Annotated in this window: 17 protein-coding genes; 5 read left to right on the top strand and 12 right to left on the bottom strand. The window is 70.0% G+C overall.

Annotation, left to right across the window (positions count from 1 at the left end; translation table 11 throughout):
- Positions 1 to 17: 17 nt before the first annotated feature.
- Complete coding sequence (locus ACFWPS_RS11840; protein ID WP_383703697.1) at positions 18 to 3,140, bottom strand: BTAD domain-containing putative transcriptional regulator; 3,123 nt, start codon at positions 3,138 to 3,140, stop codon at positions 18 to 20.
- Between the two features lie 299 nt (positions 3,141 to 3,439).
- On the opposite strand from ACFWPS_RS11840, the gene ACFWPS_RS11835 reads away from it, so the two are divergent.
- The 3 genes from ACFWPS_RS11835 to ACFWPS_RS11825 all read left to right on the top strand — a co-directional run bounded on the left by ACFWPS_RS11835 (position 3,440) and on the right by ACFWPS_RS11825 (position 5,845).
- Positions 3,440 to 4,372 carry a catalase family peroxidase gene (locus tag ACFWPS_RS11835; protein ID WP_383703694.1) on the top strand — a complete coding sequence of 311 codons (933 nt, stop codon included), beginning with the start codon at positions 3,440 to 3,442 and terminating at the stop codon, positions 4,370 to 4,372.
- Between the two features lie 212 nt (positions 4,373 to 4,584).
- Complete coding sequence (locus ACFWPS_RS11830) at positions 4,585 to 5,499, top strand: SGNH/GDSL hydrolase family protein (RefSeq protein ID WP_383703692.1); 915 nt, start codon at positions 4,585 to 4,587, stop codon at positions 5,497 to 5,499.
- 82 nt (positions 5,500 to 5,581) lie between these two features.
- Positions 5,582 to 5,845 (top strand): hypothetical protein, encoded by a 264-nt coding sequence (locus ACFWPS_RS11825; protein WP_383703690.1) that lies wholly within the window; start codon positions 5,582 to 5,584, stop codon positions 5,843 to 5,845.
- Between the two features lie 330 nt (positions 5,846 to 6,175).
- Here the strand turns inward: ACFWPS_RS11825 and ACFWPS_RS11820 are convergent, their stop codons facing one another.
- The 4 genes from ACFWPS_RS11820 to ACFWPS_RS11805 form a co-directional block, all read right to left on the bottom strand.
- On the bottom strand, positions 6,176 to 7,099 hold the full coding sequence (locus ACFWPS_RS11820) for a hypothetical protein (protein ID WP_383703688.1): 924 nt from the start codon (positions 7,097 to 7,099) through the stop codon (positions 6,176 to 6,178).
- Positions 7,100 to 7,410: 311 nt separating this feature from the next.
- The gene (locus ACFWPS_RS11815; protein ID WP_383703686.1) at positions 7,411 to 7,911 is read right to left on the bottom strand and encodes a peptidoglycan-binding protein; all 501 of its coding nucleotides are present in this window, start codon (positions 7,909 to 7,911) and stop codon (positions 7,411 to 7,413) included.
- Between the two features lie 391 nt (positions 7,912 to 8,302).
- Positions 8,303 to 8,671: a hypothetical protein gene (locus tag ACFWPS_RS11810; protein ID WP_383703684.1), complete on the bottom strand. Its 369-nt coding sequence runs from the start codon at positions 8,669 to 8,671 to the stop codon at positions 8,303 to 8,305.
- A 242-nt stretch (positions 8,672 to 8,913) separates the two neighbouring features.
- Positions 8,914 to 9,717 carry an MBL fold metallo-hydrolase gene (locus ACFWPS_RS11805; RefSeq protein ID WP_383703682.1) on the bottom strand — a complete coding sequence of 268 codons (804 nt, stop codon included), beginning with the start codon at positions 9,715 to 9,717 and terminating at the stop codon, positions 8,914 to 8,916.
- 77 nt (positions 9,718 to 9,794) lie between these two features.
- Between ACFWPS_RS11805 and ACFWPS_RS11800 the strand changes: the two genes are divergently transcribed.
- On the top strand, positions 9,795 to 10,397 hold the full coding sequence (locus ACFWPS_RS11800; RefSeq protein WP_383703680.1) for a CGNR zinc finger domain-containing protein: 603 nt from the start codon (positions 9,795 to 9,797) through the stop codon (positions 10,395 to 10,397).
- A 406-nt stretch (positions 10,398 to 10,803) separates the two neighbouring features.
- Here the strand turns inward: ACFWPS_RS11800 and ACFWPS_RS11795 are convergent, their stop codons facing one another.
- The 7 genes from ACFWPS_RS11795 to ACFWPS_RS11765 form a co-directional block, all read right to left on the bottom strand.
- Complete coding sequence (locus ACFWPS_RS11795) at positions 10,804 to 11,706, bottom strand: carbohydrate ABC transporter permease (RefSeq protein WP_383703678.1); 903 nt, start codon at positions 11,704 to 11,706, stop codon at positions 10,804 to 10,806.
- The gene (locus ACFWPS_RS11790; protein WP_383703676.1) at positions 11,703 to 12,626 is read right to left on the bottom strand and encodes a carbohydrate ABC transporter permease; all 924 of its coding nucleotides are present in this window, start codon (positions 12,624 to 12,626) and stop codon (positions 11,703 to 11,705) included. Before ACFWPS_RS11790 ends, ACFWPS_RS11795 begins: the two co-directional genes overlap by 4 nt.
- Positions 12,627 to 12,875: 249 nt before the next feature.
- Positions 12,876 to 14,183, bottom strand: a complete 1,308-nt coding sequence (locus tag ACFWPS_RS11785) for an ABC transporter substrate-binding protein (RefSeq protein WP_383703674.1) — start codon at positions 14,181 to 14,183, stop codon at positions 12,876 to 12,878.
- A 333-nt stretch (positions 14,184 to 14,516) separates the two neighbouring features.
- Entirely contained in the window at positions 14,517 to 15,497 is a 981-nt protein-coding gene (locus ACFWPS_RS11780; protein ID WP_383703672.1) for a hydroxyacid dehydrogenase, read from the bottom strand.
- A gap of 86 nt (positions 15,498 to 15,583) precedes the next feature.
- Positions 15,584 to 16,273 carry a ThuA domain-containing protein gene (locus ACFWPS_RS11775; protein ID WP_383703671.1) on the bottom strand — a complete coding sequence of 230 codons (690 nt, stop codon included), beginning with the start codon at positions 16,271 to 16,273 and terminating at the stop codon, positions 15,584 to 15,586.
- Complete coding sequence (locus ACFWPS_RS11770; RefSeq protein ID WP_383703668.1) at positions 16,246 to 17,682, bottom strand: aldehyde dehydrogenase family protein; 1,437 nt, start codon at positions 17,680 to 17,682, stop codon at positions 16,246 to 16,248. Before ACFWPS_RS11770 ends, ACFWPS_RS11775 begins: the two co-directional genes overlap by 28 nt.
- A 193-nt stretch (positions 17,683 to 17,875) precedes the next feature.
- Positions 17,876 to 19,135, bottom strand: coding sequence for an ROK family protein (locus ACFWPS_RS11765; RefSeq protein WP_383703666.1), 1,260 nt, complete (start codon positions 19,133 to 19,135; stop codon positions 17,876 to 17,878).
- A 125-nt stretch (positions 19,136 to 19,260) separates the two neighbouring features.
- Between ACFWPS_RS11765 and ACFWPS_RS11760 the strand changes: the two genes are divergently transcribed.
- Positions 19,261 to 19,533 carry a hypothetical protein gene (locus tag ACFWPS_RS11760; protein ID WP_383703664.1) on the top strand — a complete coding sequence of 91 codons (273 nt, stop codon included), beginning with the start codon at positions 19,261 to 19,263 and terminating at the stop codon, positions 19,531 to 19,533.
- The last annotated feature ends 192 nt before the right edge of the window (positions 19,534 to 19,725 follow it).

The raw sequence follows: 19,725 nt of genomic DNA, 5'->3' as shown, positions 1-19,725 counted from the left end.
GGCCGCTGCCCACGCACTCACCAGAAGGCGGCCAACACGGACGGCGAGCCCGCCAGACGCTCGTGGAGGGGATGTCCCCCGGCCGGCACCGCGTGCCGCCCCTCCGTGATGTCGGCGAGAAAACAGCCGACCGCCTTCCGGGTGAGAGGCTCGGTGAGCAGATCGGTCAGGCGCCCGACCTCGAGAAGGATCTCGTGCGGGTCCGCGCCCCCGGCATGCTCCGGGCGCGACGGCGGCACACAGGCGGCGAGCCCAAGTCCCGCCACCGCCCTGCGGTTACGCGGGAAGGCCGGTGACGACCAGACCTCCCGGAAGACGGCCTCAGCCTCGTCGAAGCGCGACTGGCCGGCCAGGACCACCCCGCGCAGATTGGCGACGGCCGCCTTCAGGTCGTACGAGACGAGCTCGGCGGCGACCTTCTCCACTTCGGACAGCCTCCGGTCCGCCGAGTCGATGAGCCCTTCTCCCACATCGAGGAAGGCGAGCCGCAACGCTCGGTAGGCCCACCGCGAACGCGCGCCTATGGACCGGAGGACACCGCAGGCCTCGCTCCACGACTCCCGGGCCGCCTGCCTCCTGCCGACGCTCTCCTCGGCGTCGCCGCAGGCCGTGAGGCAGACCGACAGGGTGACGGGGTCGTCGATGGCCTGGGACACCTCGATGCCGGTCAGCGCGTGCTCCCGAGCCGCGTCCGCGTCTCCCGCATGCAGGCAGTAGGTCGACCAGGCGTAGTGCAGGGCGACCCGGTCCCAGCCGAACCCGGTGCCGGCGATCCCCGCGTCGGCCGCCGCGAACCGGGCCTCCCAGCCCTCCTCGGCGGCAAGCCGCGCGTGCAGGGCCTCCCAGACAGGACCCACGACGGCCAGATCCGGATTCCTCGCACTGCGCCAGGTGTCGCTGTAACGCTCCTCGTACTTCAGTGCGCTGTCATGCCGTCCGGAGACATGGTTCAGCCAGGCCAGCCAGACGAAGACATAACAGAGGGCCCACTCCTCCTCGGGCGCCGGCCGCCGGTGACCGGGGGCGGTTCGCATGGCCGTGTCGTAGGCGTCCAGGGTGCGGGTCAGCCTGTCGATTCCCTCTTCCTCACGGCCGAGGATGTACCAGAAGTATCCGAGAGCCGATTCGAGACGAAGCGCGTCGGTGACCTGCGCCGTGCGCGTCATGAGTTCCGAGGCGACTCTGAGATTCGCGGACTCCTCGGTGACACGGCGGGACCAGTAGGCCTGCTCTCCTGACGGCATGCCCTTGTGGCCCTGTCTGACGAACCCCAGCGACCAGGCGACGAAGCGGTCCTGGGCCGGCGCCAGATGTCCTTCTTCAGCAAGCTTCGCCAGCGCGTACTCACGTACCGTCTCCAGCATCTGGAAACGGGTCCCGCCGGCGGTGCGCACAGTGAAGATCAGTGACTTGTCCACCAGTTGACCCAGGACGTGAAGAACGCCGGCGGTGTCCCCCGAGGCGGGATCCGAAGGCGGCAGTCCGCTCTTCTCCGCGTCCTCGACCGAGCAGCCGGCCACGCGCAGGGCGAGTTCGCCCAGTACCAGTCGCTCGGAGCCGCCGAGCAGGGCGTAGCTCCAGTCGAGAACCGCGCGGAGGGTCCGGTGCCGGCGGGGTGCGGTGCGTGCCCCCCTGACCAGCAGGGCGAAGCGGTCGTCCAGCCGTTCGGCGATTTCCGCGACGGACAGCAATCTCACGTGCGCGGCGGCGAGTTCGACGGCGAGCGGAAGTCCGTCCAACCGACGGCACAGTTCGACGACCCCGTGGTCCCTCGCCGTGTCCTGGTCGAACGACGGGTCGATCATCGAGGCCCGGAGGGCGAAGAGCTGGGCGGCTTCCTCCGCGGCCATCGGTTCCACCGGGAAGAGCGCTTCGCCGGAGGTGCTCAGCGGTTCTCTGCTGGTGGCCACGATCGTGACCGACGGACAGGTGCCGAGCAGCTTCTTCACGAGAAGCGCGGTTTCGTCCAGGACGTGTTCGCAGTTGTCGAACGCCAGGATCGCCGTGTGTTCCTTCAGATAGGAGACGATCCGCTCAAGAGGGCCGAGTGGATACTGGTCCGCCGTGACCGAGCTCTCCGACAGACCTAGGGCGGAGGCAAGGGCAGACAGCACACCGTCCTTTCCGGCGGCCACGAGGTCGATCCACCAGACGGCTGCGCCGTCGTCGCCCCGTCGCGACAGGGCCTCCAGCATGAGCCGGGTCTTGCCCACACCTCCCGGGCCGACGGCCGTGACGAGGCGTTGACGGCCGATCTCCGCCCGCAGACTCCGCAGCATGCCGACGCGTCCCACGAACGCGCCAGGGGGAACCATCAGGTTCCCTTCCGCCGTCGCGTGATGCGGACGATCCCGAGCCTCCGGGGTGCCTGATGCACCGCCGGGTCCCCGGAGCGCAGGATCGTGCGAAAGGATGGCCCTGTGCAGCGCCTCCAGCTCGGGAGACGGGGCGAGTCCGAGCTCGGAGTCCAGGAGGCGCCGTCCGTCGCGGAAGGCCGCGAGTGCCTCGGCGTGCCGTCCGCTGCGATAGAGCGCCAGCATCAACTGAGCACGCGGCTTTTCCCGCAGGGGATGCGCGGCCACCAGACGCGCCAGTTCCACGACGAGTTCGCGGGCCTTTCCCAGTGCCATGCCGGCGGTGACGGCATCCTCGTTGGCGGTGAGCCGGAACTCCTCCAGCCGGGCGCGCTCCGCTTCGAAGAAGAAGCCGGTCAGGTCCTTGAGGGCGGGAGCCCGCCACAGTGCCAGCGCGTCCCGCAGCAGTGCTTCCGCCTCCGCGTAGTTCCCTTCGCGGAGATTTTCCCGGCCGCGAAGGATTCGATCCTCGAATTCGGTGACATCGACACGGTCGTGCTCCGAAAGGATCAACCGGTAGCCACCGGACTGCGTGACGATCCGCCCCTCTTCGCCTCGGGCGGCAAAGGAAGTACGCAGTTTTGTCATCTGCACCTGCAGAGCGTTGACGGGATTCCTCGCCGCCCGCTCGCCCCACAGCTCGTCGACGAGGGTCTCGCTCTGCACCGGACGCCCGTCGGCCAGGATCAGCCTCGCGATGACGGCACGCGCCAGAGAGCCCGGGAAATCGATCAGGGACCCGTCGGAGGCGACCGCTTCAAGGTGTCCGAGCAATCGAAAACGCATGTGCTTTTCTAGCACGCGTGAGTGGCCGGCCCGTGTGCCGCCATGTGCCGTCGGACGCGGGGCCACGAACCGATCCGATTCCCGAGGTGGGTGAACCGGGTCCCCATGCGGCCCGTACCCGGCAATGAGACGAGTCCGGCGAACGGCTCGTACGGGGGCGGTCCGCCCCCGCCCGCCCTGGGTCCGTCCGTCCGCCCGTCGGCGGCGCGCCGGCGCGGCCGGTGCCGCGGAGAGCGCCCGCAGCACGTGGGTCCCCCCGGGCCAAGGCTCCTTACCTGTTTCGTTTTCGGAGGATTGACATGTCGAGTACTTCCACTGATCACACCCTGGCCGTCGAGGTGGTCGACAGCATGGAACGCATGAGCGGGAGGCACCCGGGACAGCGCCGGTCCAGTGCCCGGGGAGTCGCCTTCCGGGCCACCTTCGCACCCACCGGGGCCGCGGCGGCCCTGACCACCGCCGCACATCTGCAGACGCGGCCGGTTCCGGCCACCGTACGGTTCTCGAACTCCGAGGGAGATCCCCGCACTCCCGACACCGCCCCGGTCACCCGCGGCATGGCCACCCGCTTCCATCTGCACGACGGCAGTGACACCGACCTCATCGCCCTCACCGTCCCCAGGTTCGTTGCCGCCACGCCCCGGGAGTTCCTCGAGCTGACCGAGGCCCTGCGCCCCGACCCCGTCACCCACCAGCCCGATCCGGCCCGGGTGCACGTGTTCGTCGGGGCCCACCCTCATCTGGCCGAAGCCGTCGCGCAGCAGCCACCCGTCCCCGTCAGCTATGCCTCCGCCGCCTACTGGGCCATCCACGCCTTCGTATGGGTCGACGCGGCCGGTACCAGGCAGCCCGTGCGGTACCGCTGGGAACCGGAGGCCGGCCGCCTCGGCCTGACCGCGGACGAGGCGGCCACCCGTACCGCCCACTACCTGACCGACGAACTCCATCAGCGCCTGAAGCAGGCGCCGGTGGCGTTCGTCCTGCGGGTTCAGCTCGCCGACCCCGACGACCCGACCCACGACCCCAGCACCGTCTGGCCCGACCACCGCAGGGAGATCATCGCCGGGCGCCTGGAGATCACCGCACCCGCCGACGACCAGGACCACTGGGACAGGCAGGCCTTCGACCCCACCCGGGTCACCACCGGCATCCAGCTCTCCGACGACCCCGTCCTCGCCTTCCGCGCACACGCCTACGCCGAGTCCCACCTCCGGCGCAGTCACCACCGGTAGAGCCTCACCCCATGCCGCCCGAACCGCTCGCGCGGGCCGACGCGCGTATCACCTTCCGCGCCCCGCCGCATCCGCGGGTGAACCATTTCGGCGGCCCGGCAAGTGAACCTCCTTGGTACGGGCGTCGTTTGATGTCACGTCAGCACACCGCCCCACGGCTGACGACTGTTGTCGGAGCGGCGCGACGAGCGCTCCCGGGGCCTGACGAATGGATGGACTTGAACAACCAGACCAAGAGATCCCCCGGGCGGCGGGGCGTGCTGCGAGGCGCCATGGTGGCGTGCTGCGCGATGGCCCTGTCCACCACGGGCGCGATATCGGCGAGCGCCGCGCCACCCACCGCGCGCACCGTGGACCACGTAGCGCTCGGCGACTCGTACGCCTCCGGCCCCGGCATCCCGACCCAGGTCGACACCGCGTGCGCGCGGTCCGACCAGAACTATCCGTCCCTGCTCGCGGCAGCGACGCACTCGCAGCTGACCGACGTCAGTTGCGCGGGCGCCACGACGACCGCCCTGGCCGGACCGCAGGGTGCGCAGCAGCCTCAGCTGGACGCGCTGGGCGCGGACACGGACGTGGTCACCCTGACCGTCGGCGGCAACGACATCGGTTTCTCCAGCGACCTGGCCACCTGCGCCGGGCTCGCGGCCAAGGACCCGACGGGCAACCCGTGCCAGACCTTCTTCACGAGCGACGGCACCGACCGGCTGGAACAGCGCGTCGACGACACCGCGTCCAAGATCGCCGCGGCGCTGGACGCCGTACGGCAGCGGGCGCCCCGTGCCAAGGTCCTGGTGGTCGGCTATCCCGACCTGTTCCCGGACGACGGGGTCGGCTGCACCAGCTCCGTGATGCCGCTGGCCGCCGGTGACTTCGGCTATCTGCGGGACACCGAGAAGAAGCTCAACGCGATGCTCGCCGGCCAGGCGTCCGCGCACGGCGCGCGCTATGTCGACACCTACACCCCGACCGTGGGACACGACATGTGCCGGCCGGCCGGAGAGCGCTGGATCGAACCCCTGGTCGCGGTGGCTCCGGCCGCGCCCGCCCACCCCAACGCCGAGGGCCAGCAGGCCATGGCGACAGCGGTGGAGCAGGTCCTCCGCTGCGGCGCGCACCGCCGCTGACCCCGGGGAAAGACGGGGCGCCGGCTGTCCTGACGGAGAGCCGGCGCCCCGGCCCGTGAGCCAAGGCGGACGGATGGCGATCATGTCGATCTCGAAGTTCACGTCGGACCAGAAGATCCACCATCTGGTCTCCTGGGCCGTGGAATGGAAGGGAGAACGGAAGGGGCGGAGCATGTGGGCCTATTCGCTGAGCCTGGGCGGATCTCATGCCCTCATGAACGACTGGTTCAAGAACGAGAAGTTGCTCCGGCTGCTCACCCAGGAGGAGAAGGACCTGATCCGGGCGGCACGTGAGCGGGCGGCACGCGCCCGATCGGCCGGAACCAGCTTGTGCCCTTCGCGGTGACGGACGGCCTCCCGACGAAGCGGTGGCGTGCGGTGGGCGGAAGCGCGACCGCAGAGTGGTTTATGGTTCAACCAAGTTGACCGGTCGCCGAACCCGAAGCGGTGTGGCGCACATGCCGCGCCATGCCCTCACGGTGCCTCAACTCCCTTTTCCCGAGGAGGACCCATGGCGTCCGAGCCCACCGAGAGCCCGGGGCCTGGTCAGTCAGCTGAGAGGGCGTCTTCTCCCGGGCTCACGCGAAAGGGTGCCCGGCCGGGAGAAACCCCGCCGGCCACCCTTCCGTGATCACTGTTCCGGTGTTCCGGACCTCCGGGCGAGGTGTCTACCGCCTCATCGCGACGTCAGCCCGGCGATCCGCCACAGACCGTCGTCCCCGCTACCGGTGGTGTACGCGTCCCCGGACGTCGCCAGTGAGAAGCTGAAGGAGTTGATCCCGACGATGTCGGTGACGTGGGACTGCACCCCGGTGGCGGCGTTCACGCGCTTCACCTCGTCGCCGACCTGGAAGTAGACCAGGCCGTCGCCGCCGACCGAGATCGACGTGGGTTCGTAGGCCTCGCCGGCCAGCACGCGCGTCGTACCGGTGGCCACGTTCGTCTGGAGAATGCGGCCGATGCCCATGTCCGCGGTGTAGGCGAGCCCCGCCTTGTCGAACGCGAGGCCGTAGGAGAAGCCGAGCCCCGTGGTCACCACGCGCGCTGTCCCGCCGTCCGGGACGGCGATGATCTCTCCGCTGGTGTCGGTGGCATAGGTGGTGGTGCCGAAGCGGGCCACGCCGAACAGTGCGGGCAGGCCGGCGGCCAGGGTACGGCGACTGCCGGTGGCGAGGGTGACCTGCTGAAGCGTGCCGTCGAAGCTGGTGATGTACGCGTTGCCGTCCGCGACGGCCACTCCGCGGAGGTTGCCCAGACCGGTGGTGACCGTGTCGAGCGCTCCGGTGGCCAGGTCGAGCCTGAGCAGATCGCCTCCCGAGTACGCCAGGTACACCGCGCCGGCGTTGTCGGGGGCGACGGCGACCGGGGAGCCGGCCGCCGGGGCGATCCGCACGCAGTCCGTGGACGGGCACTTGACGTCACCCGTCGCGGCAACCGCCGGAGCGGCGAGGGTCATTGTCGCGCCCGACGCCAGTAACGCGCCGAGAGCCAGCGCCACGCCGAGCGCGCGCCCGCGTCTGGCGAGTAAGCGGGCGGGACGGTTGAGTACGCGGGCGGGACGGTCGAGCGGGAGTCGCGTCGCGGTCCTGGATCTCGTCATTGAGTCCATCCGTTCCTGTCCGTCGTCGATCGGTGGGCCCACGGGATCGCCGCGGGCACTGCACTGGCTACGTACGGGGGTACGGAGAGGTTCACCATGGGCATTTGCCGGGCCGAGTCACAGCCGCGCGGTCGAGGCGGGGGATGGCCGTCCGTGCAGCCGTGCGCTTGATCGCCCACCTCGCGTTGGTCAGCGGTGCGACGCCCGGTCTCCCGTCGCCGACGAAGTCGCCGGAACCACTGTGGTGTTCCGGGCTGGTCGAGCAGCCGACTCTCCGCTTGACCAGCCCGGGGCGGTATGCAGGGGTTGGCTCAGCAGCCCGTGGCGTTGTAATTCCAGAACGCGGCCCTGGTCTGCGGTCCGGCGATTCCGTCGGGGGTGCCGGCGTTCTCGCCGACGGCGTTCAAAAACTTCTGCAGCGCCGTGATCGTGTTGGTCCCGACGATCCCGTCGACGGTACCGGCGTTGTAGCCCCAGGCGTTGAGCAACCTCTGTGCCGCCATCCAGCTGTTGGTGCCCAGCTGGCCGTCCTCGGTACCGGCGTTGAAGCCCCAAGCGTTCAGGCAACTCTGCCAGTTCTTGGCCCGGGTTGTGTCCAGGCCGAGGTTGTTCACTGCGAGGGGGGAGACCTGACGGCTGCTGACCGCAGGATTGGCGGCCTGCTGAGGGGCCGCCACGCTCGCACTCGCACCCGCAATACCTCCGGCGACAATGCCGATGAGGGCGCCCGTGGTAACAAGTGCCCTGGCCAGAGAAGATCGCATTGCTTCCTCATTCCGGTCGACTGTGAAGGCTTTGACGCGACGGCTCACACAGGCCGTCCACGCCGACCCAAGCGTGCCAGGAGCGTCCGCCCGAATCTTGCGAAAATGCGAGCCAATTTCTCGTATGACCCGTTTCAGGCCATATTCTTGACGTGCTCCGCAGTGGATTCCGAAAGGGGATCCCATGAATTCCGGCCGAAACTCGGGCAGCGTCCGTCCCAAGAAGAGGACATGGCGAATTTCCCCTGGCCGGAGCTCGTGACGCGGTCAGGATCGAATTACTTGAGGAGTCTCCAGCGGATACAGGGAGCACGCAGGCTGTGATGAGGGCCATCGGCTCTTGTGATCGGTCAGCCGATTCGCCCCCCGTGTTCATGCAATTCCCCGGGTGGTGCCCGTAGCAGTGGTCAGGCTCCGCTGGTGAGGCGGGGCCGGCAGGTCAGTCCTGCCAGTCCAACTGTGGCTCGGGGATGCCGATGGAGCGCGCGTAGTCCTGCGCCTGCCGTCGGCCTTCTGCCTGCTTGCGCGGATAGCGGAAGATCTTCTCGGAGAAGATCACGAATGTTTCCGTGGCGGTGTTGTAGTTGACGTACCAACCCCCGGTCGGGGCTATGCAGGCAGCCAGCTGCTCGGCCAGACGCTCGGCGTCGGCCTCTTCGGCAGCGAAGTCCAGGAGAGTCCATCGCTGCGGCTGCTCGGCGGCGGTGCCGTTCACCTCCACTCTGGCAATCTTGGTGATGTGCAGCGGGACTCCGCCCAACTCCGTTCCGAGCCGCAGACTTTCCGCGATCAGCACGCCTTCAAGCACCCGGTCCTCCTTGATCTCGACGCGGCGAGAGTAGCGAGGACCTGTGACAGTGGTGGACGGCCACGGCTCGAACAACTGCGCCGATCTGCCGGAAACCCTGGGGGCGAGGTGGATGAAAAGGGCCGCCCCTCGACGAGCTGCTCGCCGTGTACCGACAGCTCCGCGGGGCCGGGCGGGCGGCCGCCCGGCTGTGAGCGGCGTGGAGGCCTCGCCGTTACCGCCGGCGCTTCGGACGCCGTCGGTCAGTCTCGCCGGCCCCAGTCCAGTCGGTCCGCCAGGCCGGCGGCGGTGAAGGCGGACACCAGCTCGTCGCGGCCTTCGGTGAAGTGGGCCCAGCTGTCGTAGTGGACGGGGACCACGCGGCGGGCGCCGAGGAGCTGTGCGGCTGCGGCGGCCTGGGGGCTGTCCAGGACGATCAGCTGATTGTCGAAAAGTGCGGGGAAGCGGGGCGCGCCGGCGAAGAGGAGGGCGGTGTCGATGGGGGCGAAGCGCTCGGCGATCTCCTTGACCGCGTCGAGGGAGGCGTTGTCACCGCTGACGTAGACCGTCGGCAGACCCTCTCCGGTCAGGATGAAGCCGACGACCTGGCCGGTGACCGGTTCGACCTCTTCGCGCCGGCCGGGGCCGTGGACGGCAGGGGTGCCGGTCACGGTGATGGTGCCACCGTCGGGGCGGTTCAGTTCGAGGGACTTCCAGTCGGCCAGGCCCTTTGCCTTCTCCCCCAGACTTCCGCCCAGGCGTTCGGCGCCGCCGGGCGTGGTCAGGGTGAGGGGGACGTCGGCGAGCAGGGCCCGGCCGGAGGCGTCGAGGTTGTCGGGGTGCTCGTCGTGCGAGAGCAGGACCACGTCGATGCGGCCGAGGTCGGCGGGGGTGCCGCCGGAGGGAGCGGTCTTGGTCAGGAACCGGCCGCCGGCACGGGCGTAGTCACCCGGGGCGTCGAAGGTCGGGTCGGTCAGGAAGCGCAGGCCGCCGTACTCGAACAGGGCGGTCGGGCCGCCGAAGACGCGGACAGGGAACGGGTTGGTCGTTGCGGGGAGAGCGGACACAGAACACCTCACGGATGGATGCCATCAAACCGTGAGACGACCGTAGTCGCTTCTCACGGATGCGTGCAAGCCGTACCATGAGAAGCGTGAAGGAGTCCGTGATCGAACAACTCAGCCTGCCGCCCGCACAGGGCGAGGAGGAGCACCTCTCTCTCGCCCTTGCCAACAGCGCGATCGCGCTGGCCGGAGGGCACACGGTCGATCTTCTGGGCACTCCCGCGCAGGCGAACCACTGGCTGGCGGAACGCGGTCTCGCGCCGGTCGACGCCGGCATGCGGGAGATGTGCGCGACCCAGCTGCGCTCGCTGCGCGAACAGATCAGGTCGCTGTTCGCCGCCCGCGCCGAGGGTCTGCCCGCCCTCCCCGCTGCGGTCGCGGCCATCAACGACGCGATGACCCGTGTCCCCACCGCCCCGCTGCTGCAGTGGGACGACAAGACCGGCCCCTACCGCGCCACCCCCCACCCCACCACCGCGATCGTGGACCACGCCCTGGCCACCGTTGCCGCTGACGCCTCCGACCTGCTCACGGGCCCCGATGCGGACCGCCTCACCGCCTGCGGCTCTGCCCCCTGCAACCGCTACCTGCTCCGCCACGGCCGCCGCCACTGGTGCTCCACTCGCTGCGGCGACCGCGCCCGCGCCGCCCGCGCCTACGCCCGCCGCACCACCTCCCCATGACGCTGCGCCAGCCGGCGATCACCAGCCCCTGTTCGAACAACGCCCAGACCGGCTGCTGTCCAAGGTGCGGAATATCTGCTGCGTGCGCTGGGCTCCGGGAGCCGCACGACGGTAGGTGCTGCTGGACGGCGTTCAGCTGCTCCGCCACGGCTCGGGTCGTCAGCCTGGCCTTCCGCAGGCAACGCCCGCACCACACCATCGGCCTGGTCCCTCGCCCGTGACCGGCAACATCTGCTTCGCGTTCACCGGCACCGCAGCCGGGTTGTTCGCCGGGCAGATTTTCATGGATGGGGTGTGGGGGTCTTCGCCGCGCTCGGCGTCATCGCGGCCCAGCGCCTCCTTCCAACGGCTGTCGCCCCCGCTTCGGGAGTCCTCTCCGGGCGAGGCTGTGACCTGCGTGGCCGGACTATTTCAGACCCCCGGTCACCAGGTCGATACGCCAGTACCGCTGCAGGGACAGGAAGAGCGCGATGACGGGGATGACGGAGAGCAGGGTGCCGGTGATCACCAGTGAGTACAGGGACGCCTGGTTGGCGCCGTGGCGCAGGAGGCTGTACAGCCCGACCGTCAGCGGGAACTTGTCGTCGCTCGTCACCATGACGAAGGGCAGCAGGAAGTTGTTCCAGATGACGATGAACTGGAGCAGGAAGACGGTGATCAGACCGGGTGCCATCAGCCGCAGCCCGATCGCGGAGAACATCCGCCACTCGCTCGCCCCGTCCATCCGCCCGGCGTCGAGCAGCGAGTCTGGCACGGAGGCGGCCGCGTAGATCCGGCACAGGTAGATGCCGTACGGGTTGAACAGCTGGGGCAGGATCACCGCCGGGTAGCTGTCGGTGATGCCGACGCGGGCCAGCAGCAGGTACTGCGGCACGGCCAGCACGACCTGCGGCAGCAGGACGCCCGCCAGGATGGTGTTGAAGAGCAGGGTGCGGCCGCGGAACCGGTACTTGGCGATGGCGTAGCCGGTCGCGGCCGAGACGGCGGTGGCGGCGAGCCCGCCGACCCCCGCGTACAGGAAGCTGTTGAGCATCCAGTGCCAGAACACGCCGGAGTCGTACGAGGAGAGGTCGGCGACGTTGTCCACCAGCCCCGAGCCGAACGACGGCAGATAGGTCGCGGTGGAGAACAGCTCGCTGCGCGACTTGGTGGACGCGATCAGGATCCACAGCGTCGGCACCAGGCAGTAGACGGCGCCGAGCAGCAGCACCGCGGTGGGCAGGGCGGCGAAGCGCCGGCGGCGGGGCCGCTCGGTCCGGGCGGCGGTCACCGCGGACACGACGGGACGGGCGGGCGAGTCGATCGTCATCGTTCCTCCTTGCCTACGGCTCCGGCGCCGCCCCACCGGGCCTGCGCGAGGCGTCCGACGAGCAGGGAGACGGCGAGGATTCCGGCCGCGAAGACGATGGAGGTGGCGGCCGCGAGATGGATGTCGGAGTCGACGAAGGCGTCGGTATAGATCTTCATGAGGGGGACCCAGGTGAGGGAGATGGCGTTCGACAGCGGCTGCAGTGTGTTGGGCTCGTTGAACAGCTGCAGGGCGGCGAGCACGGTGAACAGGGTGCACATGGCGATGGCGGGACGGACCAGCGGGACCTTCACCCGCAGCGCGATCTGCAGCTCCGAGGCTCCGTCGATCCTGGCCGCCTCGTAGATCTCCGGCGGCAGCCCGCGCAGGGACGTGTACATCACCACCATGTTGAATCCCACCGCGCCCCACACCGCGATGTTGGCGACCGAGACATAGACCATCGAACTGCCGAAGAAGTCGACGTGCCGGCCGCCGATGGGGCTGGTCGCGGGCAGGTAGAGGAAGCCCCAAAGGAGGGTGGCGATGACACCGGGCACCGCGTACGGCAGGAAGATGGCCAGCCGCGCGAACCGGGTGAGCCGGGCTCGCGCCGTGTCCAGGAGGAGCGCGAACAGCAGGGCGAGGAGCACGGTCGCCGGTACGGTGATCGCGCCGACCAGGAGCATCCGGAGCAGGCTGTGCCAGAGCTCGGCGTCGTGGATCACGGCGGAGTAGTTGGCCAGACCCGCGAAGACCGTCCGGCTGCCCGTTCCCAGCAGGCCCCCGCTGACCTTGCGCTGCTGGAAGCTGAGGAGCAGTGCGTAGCACCCGGGGGCGGCCACGAACAGCAGGAGGAGCAGGGTCGCGGGCAGAACCAGCAGATAGGGCAGCCGGCTGTGGCCGGCCCGTCGGCCCCGCCGCGAGATGCTTGTCGCCATCGACGTGTGTCCCCATCGGGTGAGTGGCTGGTGCCAGTGACTGGATTCGGTGGTCGGTGCCGTGACCGGCTGCCGGTGGGTTGCGCGGGTGACCGGCCATCGATGGGTTGTGCTGGTGATCGGTGATCGGTGATCGGTGATCGGTGACCAGTGGTCGGTGATCGGCGGTCGGTGGTCGAGGCCGGCGGAGCCGGGACGGTCGCCCGGCCGGGGGTCAGGAGCCGCGGCCGGGCGACCGGGTCGCCGGGGTCAGTCGAGGGTGAACCCGAGCTTCTTCATGCCGGCCGTGGTGTTGTTCTGCATGGTGTCGAGCGCCTCGCTGAACGAGCTCCCGGACTGCAGTGCCGCGCCGAAGCTGTCCCGGTACGCGGAGAAGGTCACTGTGACATTCGGGCCCCACATCGAGAAGCTGCGGGCGCCGGGTGCGACCTTCCTCACCTCGGTGTAGAAGCCCGGCTGGTTCGGGAAGAAGGCCGGCGGCTGGTCGAGGATCGGCAGCGCGCGCCCCGAGGTCGAGGCCGGGTAGATGTTGATGTTCTTGACCTGGGCCGTCACCGCCTGGGAGTCGGTGTTGAGCCAGCTCGCGAACTCCGCGGCCTCGGCGGGGTGCTTGGAGTCCGTGGTGACCGTGATGGCCGAGCCGCCCCAGATGCCGGTGGTGGAGTCGCCCGCCGTCCAGGCCGGCAGCGGCGCGGCGGTCCACTTCCCCTTGGTCGACGGGGCGATGCCGCCGATCTGGGCGGGGGCCCAGGCCCCGGAGATCCAGGTGAGGAGGGTGCCGTTGTTCATCTCCTTGTTCCACTGCGGGGAGAAGGAGGGATTCTTCTTGACCAGCCCCTTGTCGACCAGGCCCTGCCAGTACCCGGCGACCTTGTCGCTGGCCGTGCCGTTGATGTCGACGTGCCAGGAGTCGCCCTGGGTGGTCCACCAGTCCGCCCCCGCCTGCTGGGTGAGGCCGGTGAACCAGCCGGGGTCGGCGGCGTCGAAGTTGGTCAGGTAGGCGTCGGGAGCCTTCTTGCGCAGCTTCGCGGCCTCCTGCCGGAACTCCTGCCAGGTGGTCGGCACCTTCAGGCCGTACTTCTTGAACAGGTCCGACCGGTAGAACATCATCAGCGGGGCGAAGTCCTGCGGGATGCCGTAGACCTTGCCCTGGAAGCGGGTCTGGGCCAGTGTCGCCGCGTCGAAGTCCGTGACCGCCTTCTTCGTCTCGGCGGTGATGTCGCGGACCACGCCGTTCGTCACCAGGCCGGGCAGCGACTGGTACTCGACCTTCGCGATGTCGGGGGCGGTCTTCGCCTGATGCGCGGTGATCATCTTGCTGACGAGCTGGTCACCGCCCGCCGGGTTGCTGAGGGCGACCTGGATGTCCGGGTGCGTCGAGTTCCACAGGGCGACGACCTTGTCCATGCCCGGGTCCCAGTCCCACATGGTGAGGCGGACCTTGCCGCCCTTCGGCTCCGATCCGCTGCCGGAGCCCCCGTCCCCGCCGCCACAGGCGGCGAGAACGAGTGTTGCGGCCAGTGTGGCGCCTGCGACTGCGGCGAATCTGGTCTTCATTGGCCAGTGCTCACTTTCGTGTCAGAAGAAGGCCTGCTGCGGTGGTTCCGTCAGTGAGGCCGTCGCCCGGTGGTCCCCCGGGGACCCGAACCCTTGGCCGACCACGAGCCGACCTGTTCCGACTTTGACTGCGACTTAAGCTAAGTCGCGGCAGAGGTGAGGTCAATATGTCCGACGTACTGATTCACCAGGTGTCGGTTTCTTCGGTCGATTTCTTTGCGGGAGGAAGCCCGGAACGGGCGGCGGACGCAGGGGCCGGCTCATGAAGCAGGGCGCCTGACCTCCGCACCGTACGCGCCGTGGCGCGTCGACGGGAGTCCCCGCAGCTGCTGATCAGGCCGATACGGACAGCGCGTCGTACTCCACCGGGTGGGCGAGGGGCAGTCCCGCGGCCACCCGCAGTACCTCGTCCACGGCGGCGGCCCCGAGCCGCGCGAGTTCTCCTCCGAGCGAGCCGGCGATGTGCGGGGTCAGCACCACGTTGGGCAGGTCCCACAACGGTGAGGCGGCGTCCGTGATCTCGGGTTCGGTGACATCGAGCACGGCCCGGATACGGCCGGTGCGCAGTTCAGCGGTCAGGGCGTCCTGGTCCACGAGCGCGCCGCGTGCCGTGTTGAGCAGCGTGGCGCCGTCGGGCATCGAGGCCAGCAGCCGGGCGTCCACCATCCCGCGGGTCGCCTCGACCGACGGGGCGTGCAGCGAAACCAGGTCGCAGGCCGCGAACAGCTCCGGGAGACCGGCCGGCCGGGCACCGAGCGCCGTCGCCTCGTCGGCGGTGACGAACGGATCGCTGAGCAGCACCTCCAGGTCGAAGGGCTGCAGCAGCTCCAGCACCCGGCGGCCGATCCGCGACGCACCGACCAGGCCGACCGTACGGCGGTAGTTGCCGATCGCCGGGTACCGGCGGGTCAGGTCCGGATCGGCGCGGCGCCGCCGGTACTCGCGGGCCGCTGCCGGCACGCCCTTGTTGGCCAGCAGGATCATCGCCAGCGTGTACTCCGCGACCGGGATCGCGTTGGCCCAGGCCGCCGAGCCGACCATGATGCCCCGCTCGAAGACGGCCCGGTCCAGGTGCTCCTTGACCGTGCCCGCCGTGTGCACCACGGCGCGCAGCCGCGGTGCACGGGCCAGTACATCGGTGTCCACGCGTGGACAGCCCCAGCCGGTCAGCAGGATGTCGGCCCTGGCGAGCGCGGCACGCGCGCGTGCCGAGCGGAACTCCCGCAGCGGCGGCCCCGGCTCGACCGCACAGCGTGCCTCCAGGCGGGCGCGGACGTCGCGGGGAAAGAGCCGGCCGGGCAGGTGCTCGGCCATGGCCTGCACCACGACCGGCCGCCCGTCTCCCGGCCGCCCGTCTCCCGGCGGCTCGTCCCCGAGTCGCCCGTTCCCCGCCGGCTCGTTCACCGGGCTGCCCAGAGCAGTCCGCGCGTGGTGAGCGCCCGTACGGTGGGCTCGCGCAGGTCGTCCGGCCGATGGCCCACTGCGGAGAAGAAGACGCGCCCCCGCCCCCACTGCCTGGTCCATACGACGGGCATGGCGACAGGCCGCTCGCCCTGCCCCGCGGCGCCCGGAGCGACGGTGGTGGACGCGAGTACCGTGCTCAACGCGTCGGTCAGCATCCAGTACTGCTCGGTGACCACCGTCACGTCGGGCAGCCCGGCGACGATCGGATGCTCCCGGTGCTCCGGCTCCATACGGACCCGGTACTCCAGGTGCTCCTCGGGATGGTGCAGGAACAGGCCGCCGACCATGCGCAGGTACGCGGGACTGTCGTAGAACGTCGCCACCAGGCCGCCGTGCCAGCCGGCGAAGCCGGTGCCTGCCTCGACGGCCGACACGAGCCCCGCGCACTGCGCCTCGGTCAGCCGGCCCTCGCTCCAGCACTGCACGACGAGATCGGTGCGCGCCATCAGGTCCGCGTCCGCGTAGACCTCCAGGTCCTCCCGGACCGTCACCGAGAACCCGGCGTCGGCCAGCGCGGGCAGGAACAGGTCGGTGCACTCCCGTGGGGCGTGGCCCTCCCAGCCGCCGCGGACCACCAGCGCCGAACGTGGCGCGGTCATCAGCGGGTCGCGGGGTCGGCGGTCCACGCCGGGAGTGTGAGCGGTGTGCGCTGGACACCGATCCACTGCCGTTTCGTGAAGCCGGCCATCTGGTCGTCCGCACCGTGTCGCGCATGGGCGTCGTTCACGTGCACCTCGCCGGCGTCCAGCTGCTCGGCCACCGACAGGCCCCGTACGAGGTCGGCGGAGAACACCGAGTTCATCAGCATGGGAAGCCCGTTGGCCACGGCCACCGCCTCCTCCTGGTCGTCCACGACGGTGACCGGGAGTACCGGGCCGAAGATCTCCTCCGTGAAGGCGGGCATCTCGGGCGTCACCTTGGCCAGCACGGTGGGCCGGTAGAACAGCCCGTCGAACCCTTCGAACGTGCCGCCGGTGAGCACCTCCGCCCCCATCTCGACCGACGCCGCCACGAGGGCGTGCACCCGGTCCCGCTGGCGGGTGCTGATCAGGGGGCCCAGATCCGCCGTCCCGCTCATCGGATCGCCGACCCGCAGGGCGGCGGCACGGCGGGTGAGGGCGTCGACATAGCGGTCCGCCACCGCCCGGGTGACGATGTGGCGGCTGGCGCTGATGCAGGTCTGGCCCTGGAACTCCAGCGAGGCGATCATCGCGCAGGAGGCCGCGAGGTCGATGTCGGCGTCGTCCAGGACCACAAAGGCGTTGCTGCCCCCGAGTTCGAGCCGGATCGGCCGCAGGGTGGCGGCGGCGGAGGCCGCGATGGCGAGGCCGACCTCGCGGGAGCCGGTGAAGTCCAGCAGGTTCAGGCCGGTGTGCTCGGCGAGCGCGTGCCCCGCGTCGAGGCCGTCGCCGGTCACCATGTTGAAGACGCCCGGCGGCAGCCCGGCGGCCCGGGCCGCCTCGGCGAGGACCTGGCCGCCGATGACCGGGGTGAGCTCGGCGGGCTTGAGCACCACGGTGTTGCCGAAGGCCAGCGCCGGGGCCACCGCGCGCATGGCCAGGTTGACCGGGTAGTTCCAGGGGGTGATCACGCCGATCACCCCGAGGGGGACCGCCCGGGACATCGAGAGCTTGCCCGCCTTGTACGGCGGCAGCAGGTCGCCGGCGTTCTCGCTCGCCTGGATCATGGAGATCCGCAGCTGGCGGATGCCGGTGGACACCTCGTCCTCGGCCTTGGCCCGCACCCCGCCGGTCTCGCGCATGCTCTGCTCGACCAGCTCCGCGTGGTGCGCCTGGAGGAAGTCGGCCATCCGGCCGAGGCAGGCCGCGCGCTCGGGAGCGCTGAGCGCCGCCCAGCCGGGCTGGGCGGCGCGCGCCGCGGTCACCGCCCGCCCGACGTCCACGGCCCCGCCGAGGGCGTATGTACCGATCACGGCACCCGTCGCCTTCTCCACGACGTCGGCGGTACGCCCTGAGGAGGCCGGGCGGAAAGCTCCGTCGATGTAGAGCTGTGCCACGGGGAACTGAGACGTCATGAAGACTCCACGGAGGTCAGGAGACTTTGGCTTCGACTTAAACTAAGAGGCGATAGTCTTGGCGTCAACCGGTCCACCGCACAGCAGCGCTTCCCGGCCGTCCGGACCCGGCCGCACCTCCGGCATCCCGTCCGGGTCGGCAGGAGCTCCCGTGCCGGGTCCGGCCAGGGTCAACAGCGGGTTTGCGGCGGGACTACGCCCAGGCCTCCGCACCGGAGGTGCCGGACGCACCGGACATGACCGCCGGCCGCCGGCCGCCCGTCTCCAGCAAGTGCGCCACCGGCAGGGTGGCGGCCCCCATCGCCACCGCCTCCTGGCCCAGCCGCCCGACCTCGATCCGGGTACGCCCGCGCAGATACGACAGGGCGTGCCGCTCGGCCGTCTCGCGCACGGTGGGCAGAACCACCCCGCCCATCACCGAGCCCGCCCATCCGGAGAGCACCACGAGATCGGGGTGGAGGAGGTTGATCAGGTTGCCGATCCCGATGCCGATGTACTCCCCGACCCTCTCCAGGGCCTCGGTCGCCACCGGATCGGTGGCCGCCCGTGCCGTCAGCTCCGCGAGCCGGCTCTCGGTCCCGGAAGCACGGAACGGCTGGCTGCCCAGCGTGGCCTGGTAACGGTGGAGGATGGCCTCGGCACCGACGTATGCCTCCAGGCAGCCCCGCGAGCCGCAGCGGCAGGGGAGCCCGCCGGCGTAGATCACCGTATGACCCCACTCGATGGTGGCGGGGGTCAGGCCCGCGACACCTCCCTCGGTGCCCGGCGCGAGGGCCGCGCCCACCCCGACCCCGATCAGCGCGGTGACGACGCGGTCGGCGCCCCGCCCCACGCCGCGCCACATCTCCGCCTGGCCCAGGGTCCGGGCGCAGTTGTCCAGCATGAGCGGTGCGGGGATCCTGGGGGCGAGCATCTCCCCGAGCGGAACACCGGACCAGCCGAGCGTCGGCGAGTGCACCAGCATGCGCCCGGGAATCCGCAGGTCGGGCTGGACCGCGCCGGGCACGCCGACGCCGACGCCGAGCAGGTCCGCGGGGTCGACGCCCGTGGCGCGGGTCACTTCGGAGATGCCCTGGAGCACCAGTGCGGCCACCGATTCGGCGTCGAGCCGGGTGTCGGCGATCGGGTAGACCTCGGAGTTGATCACCGACAGGGTCCAGTCGAACAGCCCGATCCTGACGTGCGTCTCGCCGATGTCCACGCCGATCACGGTGCCGTAGTCCGGGCGGATCTCGAGCACCGAGCGGGGCCTGCCCCCGTCGGAATCCTCCGAACCGCCCTCCGCGATCAGGCCCTCGGCGATGAGCTGGGAGACGACGTTGCTCACCGTCGCGGAGCTGAGGCCGGAGGTACGGGTCAGGTTGTTACGGCTGGTGGGTCCCTGGACATACAGAGCGGACAGGAGGAGGGACCGGTTGTGCCGCCGCAAGTCGCTCGTCGTTCGCTTCACCACGGGTTTCACACGACAAAGTCTGCCAGCCCGCGGCTCCGGCACGAGCCTGCTGCTCCCCGTCCGCTCACGCACCACCGGTCGGCGAGTGGTGGCCGGCCTCGTACGACCCAGTGGTGGCCCGAGTTGTGCCGACCCATCTCTGCGCCTCAGTGCTCTTCGCCGACGCGAGATTCTCGATCGGCCTCGGAGAGGAAGTGAATGCGGCCGACGCTCCCGTTGTGGCATTCAATGACGCCGACGATGTCGCATGGAGCAGGTCCGCGTTCGGAAGACTCCGGAAAATAGGCGGCAGGCTGCTGGCGAAATATGTCGATGACGACCCGACCTTCTGCATCCCGCCCAAAGCGCGCCACAGCGTGGCCATTACGGAGACCTCAAGCTGCGATGAGGGGTCCTGAGCCGCGGGATCATCGGATTGCCGGCAGCAGCAGAAGCGGCCCTCGCCGCGCCCCGTCATCAACTCAAGCGGGTCGAGGAACAGCTTGAGGTCTAGGGGGCGATCCGGAGTCCGGGGTTTCGTGTGCCCACGATGTGAAAACTTCTTCAAGTGACCACATCAGCATGATCCCAAGTCATGCCTGCACAGGGCC

The organism is Streptomyces sp. NPDC058457, assembly GCF_042720695.1.
GTDB lineage: Bacteria > Actinomycetota > Actinomycetes > Streptomycetales > Streptomycetaceae > Streptomyces.
This window is presented reverse-complemented; position numbering and strand designations above follow the sequence as displayed.